General features: G+C 73.1%; 14 protein-coding genes. 6 read left to right on the top strand and 8 right to left on the bottom strand.

All coding sequences use genetic code 11. The features are described from left to right. Positions 1-322: 322 nt before the first annotated feature. Positions 323-1,492 carry a sensor domain-containing protein gene (locus ACIOGZ_RS15085; protein WP_363580288.1) on the top strand — a complete coding sequence of 390 codons (1,170 nt, stop codon included), beginning with the start codon at positions 323-325 and terminating at the stop codon, positions 1,490-1,492. Between the two features lie 120 nt (positions 1,493-1,612). Here the strand turns inward: ACIOGZ_RS15085 and ACIOGZ_RS15090 are convergent, their stop codons facing one another. Further along, positions 1,613-2,698, bottom strand: a complete 1,086-nt coding sequence (locus ACIOGZ_RS15090) for a S1C family serine protease (RefSeq protein WP_400809156.1) — start codon at positions 2,696-2,698, stop codon at positions 1,613-1,615. A gap of 209 nt (positions 2,699-2,907) precedes the next feature. Between ACIOGZ_RS15090 and galE the strand changes: the two genes are divergently transcribed. Further along, positions 2,908-3,894, top strand: coding sequence for a UDP-glucose 4-epimerase GalE (gene galE, locus ACIOGZ_RS15095; RefSeq protein WP_350876964.1), 987 nt, complete (start codon positions 2,908-2,910; stop codon positions 3,892-3,894). 49 nt (positions 3,895-3,943) lie between these two features. Here the strand turns inward: galE and ACIOGZ_RS15100 are convergent, their stop codons facing one another. Further along, positions 3,944-6,355: a PQQ-binding-like beta-propeller repeat protein gene (locus tag ACIOGZ_RS15100; protein ID WP_400986112.1), complete on the bottom strand. Its 2,412-nt coding sequence runs from the start codon at positions 6,353-6,355 to the stop codon at positions 3,944-3,946. A 436-nt stretch (positions 6,356-6,791) separates the two neighbouring features. Between ACIOGZ_RS15100 and ACIOGZ_RS15105 the strand changes: the two genes are divergently transcribed. Continuing rightward, positions 6,792-7,439, top strand: coding sequence for a TetR family transcriptional regulator (locus ACIOGZ_RS15105; RefSeq protein WP_030055725.1), 648 nt, complete (start codon positions 6,792-6,794; stop codon positions 7,437-7,439). 215 nt (positions 7,440-7,654) lie between these two features. On the opposite strand, the gene ACIOGZ_RS15110 is transcribed toward ACIOGZ_RS15105, so the two are convergent. The 6 genes from ACIOGZ_RS15110 to ACIOGZ_RS15135 all read right to left on the bottom strand — a co-directional run bounded on the left by ACIOGZ_RS15110 (position 7,655) and on the right by ACIOGZ_RS15135 (position 13,776). Further along, on the bottom strand, positions 7,655-8,599 hold the full coding sequence (locus ACIOGZ_RS15110) for a beta-ketoacyl-ACP synthase III (protein ID WP_363579960.1): 945 nt from the start codon (positions 8,597-8,599) through the stop codon (positions 7,655-7,657). 269 nt (positions 8,600-8,868) lie between these two features. Beyond that, positions 8,869-10,116, bottom strand: a complete 1,248-nt coding sequence (locus tag ACIOGZ_RS15115) for a L,D-transpeptidase family protein (protein ID WP_400986113.1) — start codon at positions 10,114-10,116, stop codon at positions 8,869-8,871. A gap of 111 nt (positions 10,117-10,227) precedes the next feature. Further along, positions 10,228-11,391: an aminofutalosine synthase MqnE gene (mqnE, locus tag ACIOGZ_RS15120; RefSeq protein WP_063348893.1), complete on the bottom strand. Its 1,164-nt coding sequence runs from the start codon at positions 11,389-11,391 to the stop codon at positions 10,228-10,230. Between the two features lie 121 nt (positions 11,392-11,512). Continuing rightward, on the bottom strand, positions 11,513-12,520 hold the full coding sequence (locus tag ACIOGZ_RS15125; RefSeq protein WP_363579958.1) for a threonine/serine dehydratase: 1,008 nt from the start codon (positions 12,518-12,520) through the stop codon (positions 11,513-11,515). Positions 12,521-12,523: 3 nt separating this feature from the next. After that, positions 12,524-12,982: an Lrp/AsnC family transcriptional regulator gene (locus ACIOGZ_RS15130; RefSeq protein WP_063348891.1), complete on the bottom strand. Its 459-nt coding sequence runs from the start codon at positions 12,980-12,982 to the stop codon at positions 12,524-12,526. Positions 12,983-13,101: 119 nt separating this feature from the next. Beyond that, positions 13,102-13,776 carry a UbiX family flavin prenyltransferase gene (locus tag ACIOGZ_RS15135; RefSeq protein ID WP_350878478.1) on the bottom strand — a complete coding sequence of 225 codons (675 nt, stop codon included), beginning with the start codon at positions 13,774-13,776 and terminating at the stop codon, positions 13,102-13,104. A 66-nt stretch (positions 13,777-13,842) separates the two neighbouring features. On the opposite strand from ACIOGZ_RS15135, the gene ACIOGZ_RS15140 reads away from it, so the two are divergent. From ACIOGZ_RS15140 to ACIOGZ_RS15150, 3 genes are all read left to right on the top strand, one after another. Beyond that, positions 13,843-14,586, top strand: a complete 744-nt coding sequence (locus ACIOGZ_RS15140; protein WP_063348889.1) for a cyclase family protein — start codon at positions 13,843-13,845, stop codon at positions 14,584-14,586. Positions 14,587-14,714: 128 nt separating this feature from the next. Further along, a complete protein-coding gene (locus ACIOGZ_RS15145) occupies positions 14,715-15,425 on the top strand; it encodes an MOSC domain-containing protein (protein WP_363579957.1) in 711 nt (236 codons plus the stop codon). Positions 15,426-15,673: 248 nt separating this feature from the next. Beyond that, complete coding sequence (locus tag ACIOGZ_RS15150) at positions 15,674-17,701, top strand: hypothetical protein (RefSeq protein ID WP_400986114.1); 2,028 nt, start codon at positions 15,674-15,676, stop codon at positions 17,699-17,701. The last annotated feature ends 107 nt before the right edge of the window (positions 17,702-17,808 follow it).

Below are 17,808 nucleotides of genomic sequence, written 5' to 3' on the forward strand. Positions count from 1 at the left end.
CCTCAAGGCAGTTCTACGACGTTTCCTCGCACGGTCATAATCATGGCCAATGCGTGAGTCTAAGGGGACGGCTCCGCTCCGCCCGAACCCTGCCCGCTCCGCAAGACGTCCGGTGGACACTCCCGCGAGCACCGGGCAGTGGCCCGACGACCAGGACGGGGGTAGGGATAACCCCCGTCCCGGAAGATGTATCACCCCCATGGCATCTTCCGCCCCGGGTTCGGGAAGCTTGGTCCACCAGCTCGACCAAGAGGGACGGTAGATCCAGATGAAGCCGCTGCACCGCCGCACCGTGGACGCCATCAAGGAGCAGGACGCTCAGATGGGCCGCTCGCCGCTGTACGGTGCGCGGATGTGGCGGCAGGTCGGCCAGCTGCTGCTCAACCTGCCGCTCGGCGTCGCCGGCTTCGCGCTCACCGCCATCACGCTCACGGCCGGGCTGGGGATGTCGATCACCGTGGTCGGCCTGCCGCTGCTGGCCGGCGGGCTGGCCGTCTCCCGCGCCCTGGGCGGGCTGGGCCGCCGGCGGGCCCGGGCGGCGTACGACTCCGCGATCCACGAGCCGGAGCCGGTGCAGCCGCGCCGGCCGGGGGTGGTGGGCTTCACCATCGCCCACCTGACCGACCTGCTGAACTGGCGCTCGGCGCTCTACAACGTGCTGATGCTGCCCTGGGGCATCCTGAGCTTCACGGTGACCCTGGTCGCGGTCACCGTGATGTGGCCGGTGCTGCCCTGGGTGATCCGGGCGCTGGCGGCGATCGACCGGATCCTGATCGAGTCGCTGCTCTTCCCGGGTGCCCTGGCCGAGCGGGTGCGCGAGCTGGAGGACGACCGAGGCACGGTGGTCGACACCGCCGCCGCCGACCTGCGCCGGATCGAGCGCGACCTGCACGACGGCGCCCAGGCCCGCCTGGTCGCGCTGGCCATGGACCTGGGCATGGCCAAGGAGCGGCTGCGCGAGGTCGAGACCGAGGACGACGTGGCGGCCGCCACGAAGATGGTCGACAACGCGCACGGCGAGGTGAAGCTGGCCCTCCAGGAGCTGCGCGACCTGGCCCGGGGCATCCACCCGGCGGTGCTCACCGACCGCGGCCTGGACGCGGCCCTGTCCGCGGTCGCCGCCCGCTGCACCGTCCCCGGCGGGGTCAAGGTGAACGTCGACCTGAAGGGGCCGGACGGCCAGGCCGAGCGCCCGGACTCGGCGGTCGAGGGCATCGCGTACTTCACCGTCAGCGAGCTGCTGACCAACGTCTCCAAGCACGCCGGGGCCCGCACCGCCTCGGTCGACGTCTGGCGCTCCGACAACCAGCTGATGGTGCTGGTCCAGGACGACGGCAAGGGCGGCGCCGCGCCCTACCCGGGCAGCGGCCTGGCCGGGCTGACCGAGCGGATCCGCGCGGTGGATGGCGTGCTCCTGGTGCAGAGCCCGGAGGGCGGCCCGAGCAGCATCACCGTCGAACTTCCCTGGCGCACCCGCACCGCCCGCCGCTGAACCGGAGCGCGGCACGGCGCCGGGACCTCGTCGAGGCAGTGACGAGGTCCCGGCGCCGGTCCGGTGGGGCGGCCGGTCCGCGGAGCCCTTGCGCGGCGTGCGGCCCGGCCGGACGGGCCCCTAGGGGGTCTCCAGGGTGCCGAGGGTGACGTCGGCGGTCTGGCTGCTGCCGTCCCTGGTGTAGGCGACGGTGGCCTTGTCGCCCGGGGTGAGCGAGGCGAGCGCGGTGGTGAGCGCGTTCAGCGAGTCGACCGCGGCGTCCCCGATCTTGGTGATCACGTCGCCGGCCTGCATCCCCGCCGAGGCGGCCGGGCCGCCCGCGGTGACCGCCACGATGACCGCGCCGGCAGGCTTGAACTGCTGGTTGAAGCTGGTCCGGGCGGTGATGCCGAGCGCGGCCCGGCCGGAGTTGGTGACCTTGCCCTGCTTGATCAGCTGGTCGGTGATGTTGGTGATGGTGGACGCCGGGATGGCGAAGCCGATGCCGGGCGCGGCCGCGCCGTTGGCCTCGGGCTCCGTCGCCGCGAGCGTGTTGATGCCGATCACCTGGCTGTCCAGGTTGACCAGCGCGCCGCCGCTGTTGCCCGGGTTGATCGCGGCCGAGGTCTGCACCATGTTGCCGATGGTGGCGCCGGGCGAGCCGCCGCCCCTAGGCTCGGAGACGGTCCGTCCGGTGGCCGAGACGATGCCCTGGGTGACGCTGCTGGAGAGGCCGAGCGGGCTGCCCATGGCCAGGGTGATCTGGCCGAGCTGGACCTTGCCGGAGTCGCCGAAGGCGGCCGGCTTGAGGCCGCTCGGCGGGCTGCTCAGCTTGATCACCGCGAGGTCGGTGTCGGGGTAGCTGCCGACCAGGGTGGCGTCCAGCGACTTGGTGCTGTTGGCGAGGGTGACGGTGAAGGTGGTCGCGGTGCCCACCACGTGGGCGTTGGTGACGATGTCGCCCTTGTCGTCGTAGACGATCCCGGAGCCGAGGCTGTCGCCGGTGGTGATCTGCACCACCGAGGGCAGCACGTCGGCGATGACCCGCTGGTAGTCGTCCTGCAACTGGTTCCCGTCGGCCGACCGCGCGGGGGCCGACGAGGCCGGCCTGGCCGAGCCGGAGCCCGACGGGGAGCCCGCGGCCGACGAGGCGGACGTGGAGGAGCCGCTGCTGCACCCGGCCAGCGCCAGCGCGGTCAGTACGGCCACCGCGCCGGGTACGAGCAGCCGGCCGTGGACCGTCCTGGGTCCGGTCGGCCGGGGCCCGGCCGGCAGGGGGCGGGCGTGTTCCTTCTTTCGGCTCACCTGGCTGCCTCCGATTCGTCACCACGCTGGGAGCACGGAAATCTTTGTCAGCATTTCACCGATTTGTCCGATTTGACGGCTCGACTCGCCCGGCACTCACCACGGAAACCCGAACACCCTAGAATCGGCCCATGACTTGGTTGATCACCGGCGGTGCCGGATACATCGGCGGGCACGTCGTCCGCCAGCTGCTCGACGCCGGTGAGCGCGTCGCCGTCCTGGACGACCTCAGCACCGGCGACGCCTCCCGCCTGCCGGAGGGCGTCGCCCTGGTCGAGGGCTCCACCCTGGACCGGGCCGTCCTGGACGCCGCCATCCGCGAGCACGCGATCGAGGGCATCCTGCACTTCGCCGCCAAGAAGCAGGTCGGCGAGTCCGTCGAGCAGCCGTTCTTCTACTACCGGGAGAACATGATCGGCCTGCAGACCGTCCTGGAGGCCGCCGCCGAGGGCGGGGTCAAGCGCTTCCTCTTCTCCTCCTCCGCCGCCGTCTACGGCATGCCGGACGTCGACCTGGTCACCGAGTCGACCCCGTGCGCCCCGATGAGCCCGTACGGCGAGACCAAGCTGGCCGGCGAGTGGCTGGTCGCCGCGGCCGGGAAGGCCCACGGCATCTCCACCGTGGCGCTGCGCTACTTCAACGTGGCCGGCGCGGCCTCCCCCGAGCTGTCCGACACCGGGGTCTTCAACCTGATCCCGATGGTCTTCGAGCGGCTCACCGCCGGCGAGGCCCCGCGGGTCTTCGGCGACGACTACCCGACCCAGGACGGCAGCTGCGTCCGCGACTTCATCCACGTCTCCGACATCGCCTCGGCCCACGTCGCCGCCGCCAAGCGGCTGGCCGCCGACCCGGCCGGCGAGACCTCGCTGGTGCTCAACATCGGCCGCGGCGAGGGCGTCAGCGTCAAGGAGATGCTGGAGGTGATCGGCAAGGTCACCGGTTACGACACCACCCCCGAGGTGACCCCGCGCCGCGCCGGCGACCCCGCGCGGGTGGTGGCCTCGGCCGACCTGATCCGCCGCGAGCTGGGCTGGGGCGCCCGCCATGACGTGGCGGAGATGGTGGCCTCCGCGTGGGACGGCTGGTGCAGCCGCCACCCCGGGGCCCGCAAGGCCTGACCGGACGCGTCCGACGGCGGCGGGGCGCCCGCCCCGCCGCCGCGCCGGTTCAGCGTGCCGGGACGGCCGTGCCGTAGAAGGCGTCCAGCGCGTACACGCAGCGGTCCTTGGAGCCGACGAAGACCCGGCCGCCGACCGCGACCGGCGAGCCGGTCAGCTCGCCCTTGGTGCCGAGCTCCCAGCGCAGCTGACCGCTCGCCAGGTCCAGGGTGTGCAGCGAGTGGTCCCGGCTGCCCAGGTGCACCAGGCCGTCGGCCACCGCCGGGGAGCCGACGATCTCGCCGCGCGCCGTGTAGCGCCAGCGCTCCCGGCCGCTCGCCGCCTCGAAGGCGTACAGCACCCCGCCGCTGCCGACCAGCACCATGCCGTCCCCGACCACCACCGGCTCGGCGCCCTGGCGGTTGCCGGTGACCCCGCGCCAGCGGTCCCGGCCGGTGGCCGCGTCCAGCGCGTACACCGTCCCGAGGTAGTCGGCCACGTAGACCGCGTCGGCGTCCAGCGCGGGCGGAGTGAACAGCACCACCGGGGCCTCGAAGCGCCAGCGCTCGGCCCCGCTGGCCGCGTCCAGCGCGTACACCCTGGAGCCGGCCGTCACGTACAGCACGCCGCCGCGCTCGACCGGGTGCGAGGGCACGTCCTCGCCGACCGGGAAGGACCAGCGCAGGCCGGCGCCGTGCGGGTCGATGCAGCGCAGCCGCCCGGCCCCGTAGTAGTAGGCCGCGCCGGCCACCAGGACCGGTCCGGACTGCGGGTTCTCGTAGTCCTGCTGGGCGTCGTCGGCCCGCCACAGCTCGGCGCCGCTGGCGGCCGAGCGCAGCTGGACGCCGCCGCCGCGGACGCCGCAGCACAGCACCCCGTCGGCGGCGGAGAGCGAGTAGACCCAGCCGTCCAGTGAGGTGCGCCAGCGCTCGGTGCCGTCCGCGACGTCCACGGTGTACAGGTGCGGGCCGTCGGCCGCGTGCACCCGGCCGGCGTCCACCGCGAGCGCCCAGGCGACGTCCCGGGTCTTGTAGCGCCGCTCGCCGGAGGCGATGTCCAGCGCGTGCACCTCGAAGCTGGAGACGAAGAGCGTGCCGTCGGCGACCACGGGGGTGCCCCAGACGTCGTTGGACATCCGGAACCGCCAGGGGCGCCAGCGGGCGGCCGGCACCGGCGGCGGGGTGACCCGGCGGACCCAGTCGGTCTCGGCCGGGGCGGTGCCCGGGCCGGTCTGCTCGTGCTCGGCCCGCGGCCCGGGGCCTATCCGCACCGAGGCTCCGGACAGCCGCACCTCGACGGCCCCGCCGCCGCCCGGCGCGCGGTGCTTGTTGGGGGAGGCGATCTTCGCGGTCGGGATCTCGCCGTCGGACACCGGGCCCCGCCGCGGCCCCGTGTGCACCGGCCCGGACGGCGGCGGCGCGTGCCCCCCGCCCGGGCGGGTGCGCGGGTCGTCCAGGCCGGGGCGCTGCACCGGGACCGGCTGGTGCGGCTGCGGCGGCTGGTGGGGCTGGAGCGGGCCGGCCTGCGGCGGCCCGGCCGGGGGCGGCGGCGCGCCGGCCGGCAGCTGGACGGCCCGGGGCGGCACGCTCGGGCGGCGGCCACGCTTGCGCTCGATCAGCTCCAGCGCGTTCACGGGGAGCCAGTCGCCGACCTCGCCGGCGGCGTCGTCCCGGGAGAACAGGTGCGGGGCCAGTTCGGCCTGGATCTGCGCCGGGCTGGGCCGGTGCTCGGGCGAGGGCCGCATGCAGGCGCGGACCAGGTCCATCAGCTCGCGCGGCATCCCGGACAGGTCCGGCTCCTCGCGCAGCAGCTGGAACACCGTCTCGACCGGGTTGGAGCCGCCGAAGGGCGGGTGCCCGGTCGCGCAGAACACCATCAGCGAGCCGAGCGAGAAGACGTCGCTGGCGCCCCGGACGTTACGGCTGTCCTTGGCCTGCTCGGGGGACATGTAGGCGGGGGTGCCGACCGCGACGTTGGTCATGGTGAGCCGGGTGCTGGAGACGCCGGAGGCGATGCCGAAGTCGATCACCTTCGGGCCGTCCTCGACCACCAGCACGTTGGAGGGCTTGAGGTCCCGGTGGATCAGCCCGGCCGCGTGGATGGACTGCAGCGCCTCGGCGATGCCCGCGATCAGCCAGCGGGTGGCGTCCACCGGCAGCGGACCGCACTCCTCGACCAGGTCCTCCAGGGAGGGGGCCGGGATGTACGCGGTGGCCAGCCAGGGCACCCGGGCGTCCGCGTCGGCGTCCACCACGGCCGCGGTGTAGAAACCGCCGACCGTCTTGGCCGCCTCGATCTCGCGGGCGAAGCGGACGCGGAACAGCTCGTCCTCGGCCAGTTCCGCCCGGACGGTCTTGATGGCCACCCGCCGGCCGGAGGCGGAGCGCGCCAGGTAGACCAGCCCCATCCCACCCGCGCCGAGCCGCCCCAGCACCTCGAAGGGCCCGATCCGCCTCGGATCGTGCGCCGTCAGCTGGTCCACTCCGCTGCCACCTCCCCGTTTTCCGCACCCGCCGCGTGGTGCCGGACCCGATTCTCCAATGCCGCCCGGCCCATCTCCAACCTCCCCCGCCCAGAGCCGACGGCGGCCCCGGGAGCGCCGCCGTCCGGCCGGTGATGACGGAACGGCCGGATTCTGACGCCCGTTCCGGCCGCGGTTTGCACCCGGACGCCCGGACCCTCCACTTCGGCGCCGATCTTCCGACGCCGCCGATCGTCACGCTCTGTCACTCGACCACCCCTCAGCGGACTCGCCGTCACGCTGTGGGGTCAAAGGCACACGGGGGGGCTTCAACGACACCTGCGGAGCGCGGTGAATATCCGTCCGAAGTGGTTCATGCCCCTATAGCAACCCCCCGTGCGGAGTAATAGTCGCATCACCGAATCGCGCCAAGATCGTGCCACGGTAAGCTGACGGCATGACAGGACAAGTTCGCACCGTCGACGGTCGCGTCGCCGGGCGACGCGGACAGGAAACGCGGCAGAAGCTGCTCGACTGCCTCCGCGAGATGCTCAGCACGTCGCCGTACCGGGACGTCAAGGTCATCGACGTCGCCCGTATGGCGGGTACCTCCCCCGCGACCTTCTACCAGTACTTCCCGGATGTCGAGGGCGCTGTCCTCGAAATCGCCGAGGAAATGGCCAAGGACGCCGACACCCTCAAAGAGCTGGTGGCCGGAAAGTCCTGGGCAGGGAAGTCCGGTCCGACCACTTCGGAAGAACTGGTCGACGGATTCCTCGCCTTCTGGCGCAAGAACGACGCCATTCTCCGAGTGGTCACGCTCGGTGCCGCCGAAGGGGACAAGCGGTTCTTCAAGATCCGCATGACGGTCCTCAACGCGGTCGCCAAGCCGCTCGCGGAGGCCGTCAAGGAACTCCAGGCGAAGGGCCAGGCCGACAAGTCGCTCGACCCGAACGCCGTCGCCGGGGCCCTGGTCTCGCTGCTCGCCTCGGCGGCCGAGCACCAGAAGGCCTTCACCTCCTGGGGCGTCAAGGTCAAGGACCTCAAGCCCAACCTCGCTCCCCTGGTGTACCTGGGCGTCACCGGCAAGAAGCCGCCCAAGTAGACCATCCGCTCAACCGACCATCCGCTCCGCGCGCAGCCCCGGCCTCCTGTCCGGGGTACGACGGACGGCGGCCGTGTCCTCGGGGGAGGTCCGCCGACGTACCGCACGCGCGCCAGACATGCCGGTGGGCGGGCACCCCTCACACAGGGTGCCCGCCCACCGGCATGTTCGCGTTGCGGCCCCTCAGGGGCCCTCGGACGCCCGGCTCCGCGCCGTCAGGGGCAGCGGACCACCTGGCCGGCGTAGGCGAGCCCGCCGCCGAAGCCGAAGAGCAGGACCGGGTCGCCCGGGGACAGCTCGCCGCGTTCGACCAGCTTGGAGAAGGCCAGCGGGATCGAGGCGGCCGAGGTGTTGCCGGAGTCGACCACGTCCCGGGCCACCACCGCGTCGGTGAGGCCCAGCTTGGCGGCGATCGAGTCGATGATCCGCAGGTTGGCCTGGTGCGGCACGAAGCCCTTCAGCTCCGACGGGTCGATCCCGGCCTGCTCGCAGGCCCGGCGCGCCAGCGGGGCGAGCTGGGTGGTGGCCCAGCGGAACACCGACTGGCCCTGCTGGCTGATCACCGGGTCCCAGCCGGTGATCACCACGGCGTCGCCCTTCTCCGGCTCGGAGCCCCAGACCACCGGGCCGATGCCGGGCTCGGCACCGTCCTCCTGGGCCTCGACCACCGCGGCGCCGGCGCCGTCGCCGAAGATCACGCAGGTGGTGCGGTCGGTCCAGTCCAGCGTGTCGGACATCCGCTCGGCGCCGATCACCAGCGCGCGGCGGGCCGCGCCGGCCCGGATCGCGTGGTCGGCGGTGGCCAGGGCGTACGAGAAGCCGGAGCAGACCGTGTTGATGTCGTACGCGGCGGGCGCCCGGACGCCGAGCCGGGCGGCCACGGCGGCGGCGGTGTTGGGGCTGCGCTCGACCGCGGTGCAGGTGGCGACCACGATCAGGTCGATCTCGTCGGCCGTCCGGCCGCTCTTGGCGAGCGCCTTCTGCGCGGCCTCGGTGGCGAGGTCGACCAGGGTCTCGCCCTCGGCGATGTGCCGGGTTCTGACACCCACCCGGCTACGGATCCACTCGTCGTTGGTGTCGACGAGCGCCTCCAGGTCGTCGTTGGAGAGGACCTTGGGGGGCTGGTAGTGGCCGAGTGCCACAATGCGCGAACCGCTCATAGTGCCATGGAACCGGGTTACCCACTGGTCAGCGGGGCGCGCCCGGCTACAGGATCCGCCCCCGCGATCTGTAGGAGCCCCACAAGGGGCGTTGCGGCGACTGGCCTCCGGACGCGCCGGGGTCGACGCCGAGGCGGACGAGGGGGCGGGCACCGCCGCCGGTGACGGGCCCCGCACCGCCCGGAACGCCGCGCGGACACCGCCGGAACGCCGGTGTCGGGCCGGGGCCGGGGCCGGGGCCGGGCCGGGCCGGGGCCGGAACGCCGGGGTCAGACGGAGAGCGAGGTGGCGTCGCCCATCACGATGACCGGGTGGGCCGCCGGGTCCAGGGTGCGGATCAGCTCGGCCATCTTGTCCTCGGGGATCGAGACGCAGCCGTGGGTGGGGCCGTCGTGGTCGACGTGGATCCAGATCCCGCCGCCCTTCTTCGCCCCCATCGGGCGGCGCGGGTCCAGCGGGGAGTTTCCGGGCACCCGGTTGTAGTTGATCGCGACCACGTAGTCGAAGGAGCCGGCCAGCTGGTCGCCGAAGAAGCCCGTCCCGGAGACCACGAAGCTCGGGTCCTTGTCGTACGGGAGCTTGCTGCCCGGGTCGGCCTTGCGGCCGCCCGCGTCGGTGAGCGCGAAGACGCCGATCGGGCTGCGCAGGTCGCCCTCGTTGTGGTCGGCGGTCCAGCCGTTGTTGCCGTTGTGGCCCTGCCAGGTCTCGCCGGCCAGCCAGCGGCCCTCGGGGGTGCGGGTCCACAGGGTGACGGCGTTCTTGTTGCCGTTCTTGTCCTGGCCGGAGGCGAGCACCACCTGGGTGGTCTCGGCGGGGATCTTCGCGACGAAGTCGGCGCCGAGGCCGGGTATCGCGGCGACCGAGCCGTCCGAACGGACCTGGCTGCGGTCGGCGGCCGGGGGCTGGGTCTGCCGGTCGGCGGCGGCCCGGGCGGCGGGAGCCGGCTGGTCGGGCGTGCTGACGCCCTCCGGGCCGGGGCCGTCGGCGGTCGCGGCGACGGGCTTGGCGTCGTCCTGGCCGACGGTGTACCAGCCGGCGGTGGCCGCGACCAGCAGCGCGGTGCCGGCCATCACCGCCTTGCCGTGGCGCTTCTTCTTCGCCTTCCGGCGGTGACCCCGGGCGGCCGCCCGGGCGCCCACGGGCGCCGCCACGGGCGGGGGCGTGGGCTGCCGGACGGGCTCCGGCTCGAACGCGTACACCGGTTCGGCGTCGTACACCGACTCGGGGGCGTACACCGGTTCGACGTCGTACGCCGGCCCGGGGGCGTACACCGGCTCGGGGGCGACGAGCGGGTCGGGCCCGGAGGCGTACGGCTGGGACGGCTGGAACGGCTGCTCGTACGCCTCGAAGTACCCGTCAGGGGCCTGCGGGAGCTGCCCGTACTCGCCGTAGTGGTCCTGCCGGACGGGCTGCTGGTACGGCTCACCCGCCCCGTACGGCTGCTGCGGCACCCCGTACACCGGCTCTGGTATCGGCTCGTACGACGGGTACGTGGTGGCGCGATGAGAGCCGGACATACCGCCGATCCTGCCAAACGGTGTACCGGTTGGTAAACCCGGGGCAGGTGCGGGGGCGGTGAAGAAACGCCGCCGCCCGGGCCGGGGCCCGGGCGGCGGGGAGGTCGACGGTCAGAGGCGCATCGCCTGCGGGGCCTCACGGCGCCCCAGGTCCGGGCCCTCGTACTCGCGGATGATCTCGTAGCGGGTGTTGCGCTCGACCGGGCGGAAACCGGCGTCGCGGATCAGGTCGAGCAGGTCGTCGCGGCCCAGCTTGTTCGGGGTACCGAAGTTGTCCGCGTCGTGGGTGATCTTGTACTCGACCACCGAGCCGTCCATGTCGTCCGCGCCGTGGCTGAGCGCCAGCTGGGCGGTGGTGACGCCGTGCATCACCCAGAAGACCTTGACGTGCGGGACGTTGTCGAAGAGCAGCCGGGAGACCGCGAAGGTCTTCAGCGCCTCGGCGCCGGTGGCCATCTCGGTGCGGGCCATCAGCTTGTTGCGCACGACGCCGTCCTTGGAGTCGTGGAAGTCGTGCTGGTAGCGCAGCGGGATGAAGACCTGGAAGCCGCCGGTCTCGTCCTGCAGCTCGCGCAGCCGCAGCACGTGGTCCACCCGGTGGCGGGGCTCCTCGATGTGGCCGTACAGCATGGTGGCCGGCGTCTTGAGGCCCTTGCTGTGGGCGAGGCGGTGGATCCGCGACCAGTCCTCCCAGTGGGTGTCGTGGTCGACGATGTGCTGGCGGACCTCCCAGTCGAAGATCTCCGCGCCGCCGCCGGTCAGCGACTCCAGGCCGGCGTCGATCAGCTCGTCCAGGATCTCGTCGGCGGGCAGGCCGCTGATCTTCTCGAACCAGTGGATCTCGGTGGCGGTGAAGGCCTTCAGCGAGACGTTCGGCAGGGCCGCCTTGAGCTCCCGCAGCGAGCGCGGGTAGTAGCGCCAGGGCAGGGTCGGGTGCAGGCCGTTGACGATGTGCAGCTCGGTGAGGGAGTCGACCTCCATCGCCTTGGCGAGCCGGACGGCCTCCTCGATGCGCATCGTGTAGGCGTCCTTCTCGCCCGGCTTGCGCTGGAACGAGCAGTACGCGCAGGACGCGCTGCACACGTTGGTCATGTTGAGGTGGCGGTTGACGTTGAAGTGGACGACGTCGCCGTTCTTCCGCGTCCGCACGTGGTGGGCCAGACCGCCCAGCCAGGCCAGGTCGTCGCTCTCGTAGAGCGCGATCCCGTCCTCGCGGGTCAGCCGCTCACCCGCGTAGACCTTCGCCTCCAGCTCGCGCTTCAGCCCTGCGTCCATGCGGTGCCCCGCCTCCTCCGACTTCGATTCCTTGCCGGACCGAGACTACGTCACTCGTCCGCTCGCCTCCGGGCCGCTCCGACCCGGTGCCGACGCTCCTCGCTCCGGCGCTCCTCCGGCGCTAGTCGCTCGTCGCTTTCGGCACCGGCGCGCCCTTCGGCTCGGGACGGTCCGACAGCAGCTCAGCGAGCAGCGCAGGGTCGATGTTGCCACCACTGACCACGGCCGCGACCGCCCGGCCCCCGGTCTCGGCGGCGCGGTGGAAGTAGGCCGCCGGGGCCACCGCGCCGGAGGGCTCGGCGACCAGCCGGCCGCGACGGGCCAGCAGGGCGACGGTGGCGCGGATCTCGTCCTCGGTGACGGTGACGATGTCGTCCACGTACGCGGTCAGGTGCTCGAAGGGCAGCTCGCCGACCGACGGGGTGCGCAGGCCGTCCGCGATGGTCCGGTAGGTGTCGGCGACCGGCCAGGCCAGCCGGCGGCCGGCCCGGAAGCTGGCCTGGGCGTCGGCGGCCAGCTCCGGTTCCACACCGATCACCCGGATGCCCGGGCGGGTGAGCTTGAGCGCGGCCGCCGTCCCGGAGATCAGGCCGCCGCCGCTGACCGGCACCAGGACGGTGTCCAGCCCGGCCGGGGCGTCCTCGGCGATCTCCAGGCCGACCGTGCCCTGGCCCGCGATGATGAACGGGTCGTCGTACGGCGGCACCCAGACGTAGCCGTGCCGCTCGGCCAGCTCGGCGGGCAGGGTGTCCCGCTCCTCCGGCGACACCAGGACCACCTCGGCGCCGAACCCCCGGGTGGACTCCACCTTCACCGCCGGCGAGGTGTCCGGCATCACGATCACGGCCTTGATGCCGAGCAGCGCCGCCGCGTACGCCACCGCCTGCGCGTGGTTGCCGCTCGACTGGGCGACCACGCCGCGGGCCCGCTCGGCCTCGGTGAGCGCGGCCAGCCGGTTGTAGGCGCCGCGGGTCTTGAAGGCCCCGGTCGGCTGGAGGTTCTCGGGCTTCAGCCAGAGCCGGCGCTCCCCCTCGTCCGCCCACGGGGCGGGAACCAGCGGGGTGCGCACGGCCACCCCCGCGATCCGCTGCCGAGCGGCGCGCAGTTCCTCCAGACCGACCAGTGCCATCCGTCACTCTCCTTCGGGAGGGAGTTCGCTCACCCGGTTCTCCCACTTCGTGGAGAGTACGACGGTGGTGCGGGTGCGGGCCACGCCTTTCGTGCCCGAGATCCGCTTGACCACCGACTCCAGGCCCGCCACGTCGGCCACCCGGACCTTGAGCATGTAGGAGTCGTCACCCGCGATGAACCAGCAGTCCTCGACCTCGTTGAGGTCCTTGAGCCGGTGCGCGACGTCCTCGTGATCGGCGGCGTCGGTCAGCTGAAGGCCGATCAGGGCCGTGACGCCGAAGCCGAGCGAGGCCGGATTGACCGTCGCGCGGTAGCCGGTGATGACGCCGGCCTGCTCCAGTCGGTTGATCCGGTCCGTGACGCTCGGGCCGGAGAGTCCGACCAGTCGGCCCAGCTCGGCGTAGGACGCGCGGCCGTTCTCCCGGAGCGCCTGGATGAGCTGTCTGTCCACCGTGTCCATATACCGTCCGCGTCCTTCCGAACCTCACCAGACCCACAGATCATTATCCGGATTCCAAGGCGCCATGCGCGGAACAACCCGGATATCGCAGAGAAGATACTCTCCCGCCCCCGGCCTCCTCACTCCCCCTCAGTCGACACGCTGCCGTTCTCGTCGGCCCGGCGGGCCGCCGCCCCCAACTCCCCTTCCCAGCGCAGGTACAGGGAATGCGGGACGCCGACCGCGTCCAGCACCCGGCCGGCCACGAAGTCGACGAGTTCCCGCACGGTCGAGCCGCCGGCGTAGAAACCGGGCGAGGCGGGGAGGACGACGGCGCCCTGCGCGTCGAGCTCCACCAGGTGCTTCAACGTCACCCCGTTGAGTGGCGTCTCGCGCACGCACACGACCAGCGGGCGGCGCTCCTTGAGGGTGACGCTGGCCACCCGCTGCAGCAGGTCCTTGCTCAGGCCGAGCGCGATCCCGGCCACCGCGCCGGTGGTCGCGGGCACCACCAGCATGCCCTTGGCCGGGTACGAGCCGCTGGACGGGCCGGCCGCGAAGTCCCCGGCGGGCCAGTAGCGGACGTCGTCCAGGCCCTCGTCGGAGCCCAGCCAGGCGGCCAGGTCGGCGCGCCAGTGGGCGTCCCGGAAGGAGATGCCGGTCTCGTCGAGGATGGTGAGCCGGGCGGCTCGGCTGACGATCAGGTCCACCGGCTCCCCGGCGGCGAGCAGCGCCCGGATCACCGAGGCGGCGTACGGCGTCCCCGACGCACCAGAGACCCCGACCACCCACGGCTGACGCTTGACTGTTCCCATGTCCCATTTCTATCCGGACTCACCCGGTCGGGCCTCATCCGCGGGCTCCCCTGGAAGGATGGGGGCATGGCAGCGACCCTCGTCGACCTCACCCATCAGGTGACCACCGCGATGCCGGTCTACCCCGGCGATCCGGCCGTCCTGTTGGAGCCCGCTCTCACCACCGCCACCGCCGGGGTGAACGTGCTGGCCCTGCACCTCGGCTCGCAGTCCGGGACGCACGTGGACGCGCCGTACCACGTGGACGTCACCTGGCCGACCCTGGACGGGCTGCCGCTGGAGCGGTTCACCGGCCCCGCGGTGCTCGCCGACCTGCGCGGGCTGGAGCCCCGGGCCGCCGTCACCCCCGAGCTGCTCGCGCCCGCCCTGGCGCGCGTCGGCGAGGGGTCCGTCCTGCTGCTCGCCACCGGCTGGGCCCGGCACTGGGGCACCGACGCCTACCTCGCGCACCCCAGCCTGACCGCGGCCGCCGCCGAGGCGATCGTCGCCGCCGGGGTGCGGACCGTCGGGGTGGACGCGCTGAGCGTCGACCCCACCCCCGACCCGGGCCCGGGCGACCCGGCGGTCGCCGCGCTGCTCGCGGACCTCACCGACGAGCACGACCAGCCCGGCGCCGACGAGCCGACCCTCGCCGCGCACCGGGTGCTGCTGGGGGCGCCCGGCGGCGGGGTGATCGCCGAGAACCTGACCGATCTGCGGGCGCTGCTGGACGCCCAGGAGGCCGGGCGGCCGGTCGAGGTGTCACTGTTCCCGCTGCGGCTGGCGGCGGCGGACGGTGCGCCGGTCCGGGCGGTGGCACGGCTGGGCTAGGACCTGTCTTCAAGCCCCCGCCCGCGCGCCGACGGGGGTTTGAAGACACGCCCTGGGCCGTTCCGGCCAGTCGCCGCACGGGACTTGGTCTAGACCATCCCCCGGCGCCGCCGCTACGCTGTCCGCCCATGGCAGAGATCATCGGAGTGATCGAGCGACTCTGGCGCTACCCCGTGAAGTCCACCGGCGGCGAACGACTCGACTTCGTCGAGGTGGACGAGCGCGGCCTGGCCGGCGACCGCCTCTACGCCGTCCGCGACGCGGACGGCAAGCTCGGCTCGGGCAAGAACACCCGCCGCTTCCGCCGGATGGACGGCCTGCTCCGCCTCTCCGCCCGCCTCGGCCACCGGATCGACGGCCCCGAACTGTTCGACCCGCTCGGCCGCCCGGTCGCCGACCCGGCCGCGTTCCTGCGCGCCTACCTCCAGCGCGAGGACGTCGAACTCGCCCGCGAGGACGCCGTCTCCCACTTCGACCAGCTGCCGGTCAGCGTGCTCACCACCGCCACCCTGGACTGGGTCCGCGAGGCCGCACCCTTCACGGTGGTCGACGAGCGCCGGTTCCGCCCCAACATCCTGCTGCGGACGCCCCCGGGCACCCCGCCCTTCGTCGAGGACCGCTGGTTCGGCCGGGAGGGCCACGGCGGCACCGGCGCCCGCCTCGCCTTCGTCCGCTCCAGCGAGCGCTGCGCGATGACCGGCGCCCCGCAGCCGGGGCTGCCGCACGCCCCCGAGATCCTCAAGGCGATCGTGCACGCCCACGACGGCCGGCTCGACGCCCTCGCCGAGGTCGCCGCCCCCGGGCGGCTGAGCGTGGGCGACGAGCTCGCGCTGCACTGAGACCGGCGGGAGCTGGGGAGAAGAACCGCAGGTCAGGACGGTCTCAGAGATTTTCGAAAAAACTTCTGGATCAGCTGCAACCCCAGCGGCCGCCGCACGTCTATGTCAGTGAGAGGCGGGGAAGCCCGCCGAACCCGGACCGCGAGAGGCGCTGGGGGCGACGCCCTCGAACTTCGGGTCCGACTTCCACCACATGTACCGGCCGGCGGCTGAAATACCGACGGCAGAACACCCCGGGGGGTATTTCCTTGCCTGCTGTCCGCGCCCGTCGTTCCCGCTCCACCGTCCTCACCGCCGCCACCCTCGGCGTGCTGCTGGCCACCGGCGCGGTGCTGTCCTCCCCCGCCGCGTACGCCTCCCAGGCACCGGCCGCCGCGACCGCCCCCGCCGCGCCGGCCACGGCCGACAAGCCGTCGTTGAAGGTCAACGCGCCAGCGACGGTCGGCCGCGGCGGACAGCCGGTCGAGTTCACCGAGACCATCACGAACCCCGGCACCACCGAGGCCTCGTTCACCCTGAGGATCGGCACGAGCGGCGCGGGCCCCATCGCGACGCACGCCATCAAGGTCGACTACCGCGACGCGGACGGCACCTGGAAGCCCGTCGCCGACACCGTCCCCGGCCTGACCGTCGCCGCCGGCGCCACCAGGACCGTCCAGCTGCGCCTCACCACCGAGCTCGCCGCCTACTGGTCCAACCAGGACTCGACCGTCACGCTCAGCTCCGCCGTCCTCGATGCGACCGGCACCACCGTCCTCGCCGAGAGCACCGACCAGGTCGCGGCCAAGGCCCTCACCGTGCAGGTCAAGGACGCGCCGACCACCGCCGTCGCCGGCGGCGCCCCGGTCGAGTTCGACGTCACCGTGACCAACCCCAGCGCCTCGCGCTACACCACCGTCGACAAGGTCGTGGAGGCGGACAAGCACAGCACGCTCCAGGTGCGGAAGGCCGACGGCACCTGGGAGAACATCACCGGCACCCCCAGCAGCCAGCCGGGCTCCGACCGGGTCACGTACCACCTCACCGACGACAGGACCATCGCCGCCGGCAGCAGCGACACCCGGCACGTCCGCTTCGCGTTCACCGCCGACGCCCCGCTCGGCACGGTCTACATCCACCCGTGGGCGATGGTCGACCAGGGCAGCGGGGCCATGCAGGCGATCGTCGGCCCCCAGTTCGTCGCGATCGACGTCACCGCCGCTCTGGTCGCCACCAAGCCGGCGCTGACCGTCCAGGAGCCGTCCCCGATCGGGTTCGGCGGCGAGCCCGTCGAGTTCTCCGAGACCGTCACCAACCCGGGCACCGCCGAGGCCCCGTTCACCCTGAAGCTCAACGTGAGCAACGTGCACGCCCGGGTGCACGACGCGTTCGCCATCGAGTACCGCGACGCCGACGGCACCTGGAAGCCGGTCGAGCTGACCTTCAAGCAGAGCGACAAGACCTTCAACTTCAGCGGCAAGGTCACCGGCCTGACCGTCCCCGCCGGCGCCACCAGGACCGTCCAGCTGCGGCTCGCCGCCGTGGGCAACAACGACGCGAGCGGCTACAACCAGCCGACCAAGCTCTACTCCGCCGTCGTCGACCCGGCGGCCGAGGACACCGTGCTCGCCGAGGACACCAAGGACGTCGCGGTGAAGTCGCTGACCGTCCAGCTCAGGAACGCGCCGACCACCGCCGTCGTCGGCGGCGCCCCGGTCGAGTTCGACGTCGCCGTCAACAACCCCAGCGCCTCCCGGTTCGGCAAGCTCGCCACCATCCTGTGGGTCGACCCGCACAGCGTCCTGGAGATGCAGAAGGCCGACGGCGCCTGGGAGACCGTGCCCGGCACCCCGGGCCCCCAGTCCGGCGGCCCCGCCCGCTACCTCATCAGCGACGACGCCCTCGCGGCAGGCGCGACCATCACCAAGCACGTCCGCCTCGCCTACACCGCCGAGGCCCAGGTCGGCCAGACCGCCGTCAACCCGTCCGCCCACATCAACGAGGGCACCGCCCACGCCGCCGACGCGGGCCCGCAGGGCAGCGCGATCCAGCTCACCGCCGCGGCCACCGACACCTCCGGCGTCGACACCGGCCCCGTCATCCGGACCACCTACACCACCGGCACCGCCGACGAGACCGACACCGCCGGCACCACCAGCACCACCACCCAGCTGGCGGGCGGCCAGCTCGCCCACACCGGGTCGGACGGCATCATCAGGACCGCGGCGGGCGCCGCCGCCCTGCTCGTCAGCGGCATCGGCGCGCTCTTCGTCGCGCGCCGCCGCCGCAGCGCCTGACCGCCCCCGTCCGAGCCCCGGCTCCCCGGCTTCGCCCGGCGAGCCGGGGCTCGGCGCTTTCCGGGGGACACGTCCCAGGGCCCAGGAACGGATCAGGCAGTCTCCCG

Origin of the sequence: Kitasatospora sp. NPDC088160 (assembly GCF_044741445.1) — a bacterium.
Lineage (GTDB): Bacteria > Actinomycetota > Actinomycetes > Streptomycetales > Streptomycetaceae > Kitasatospora.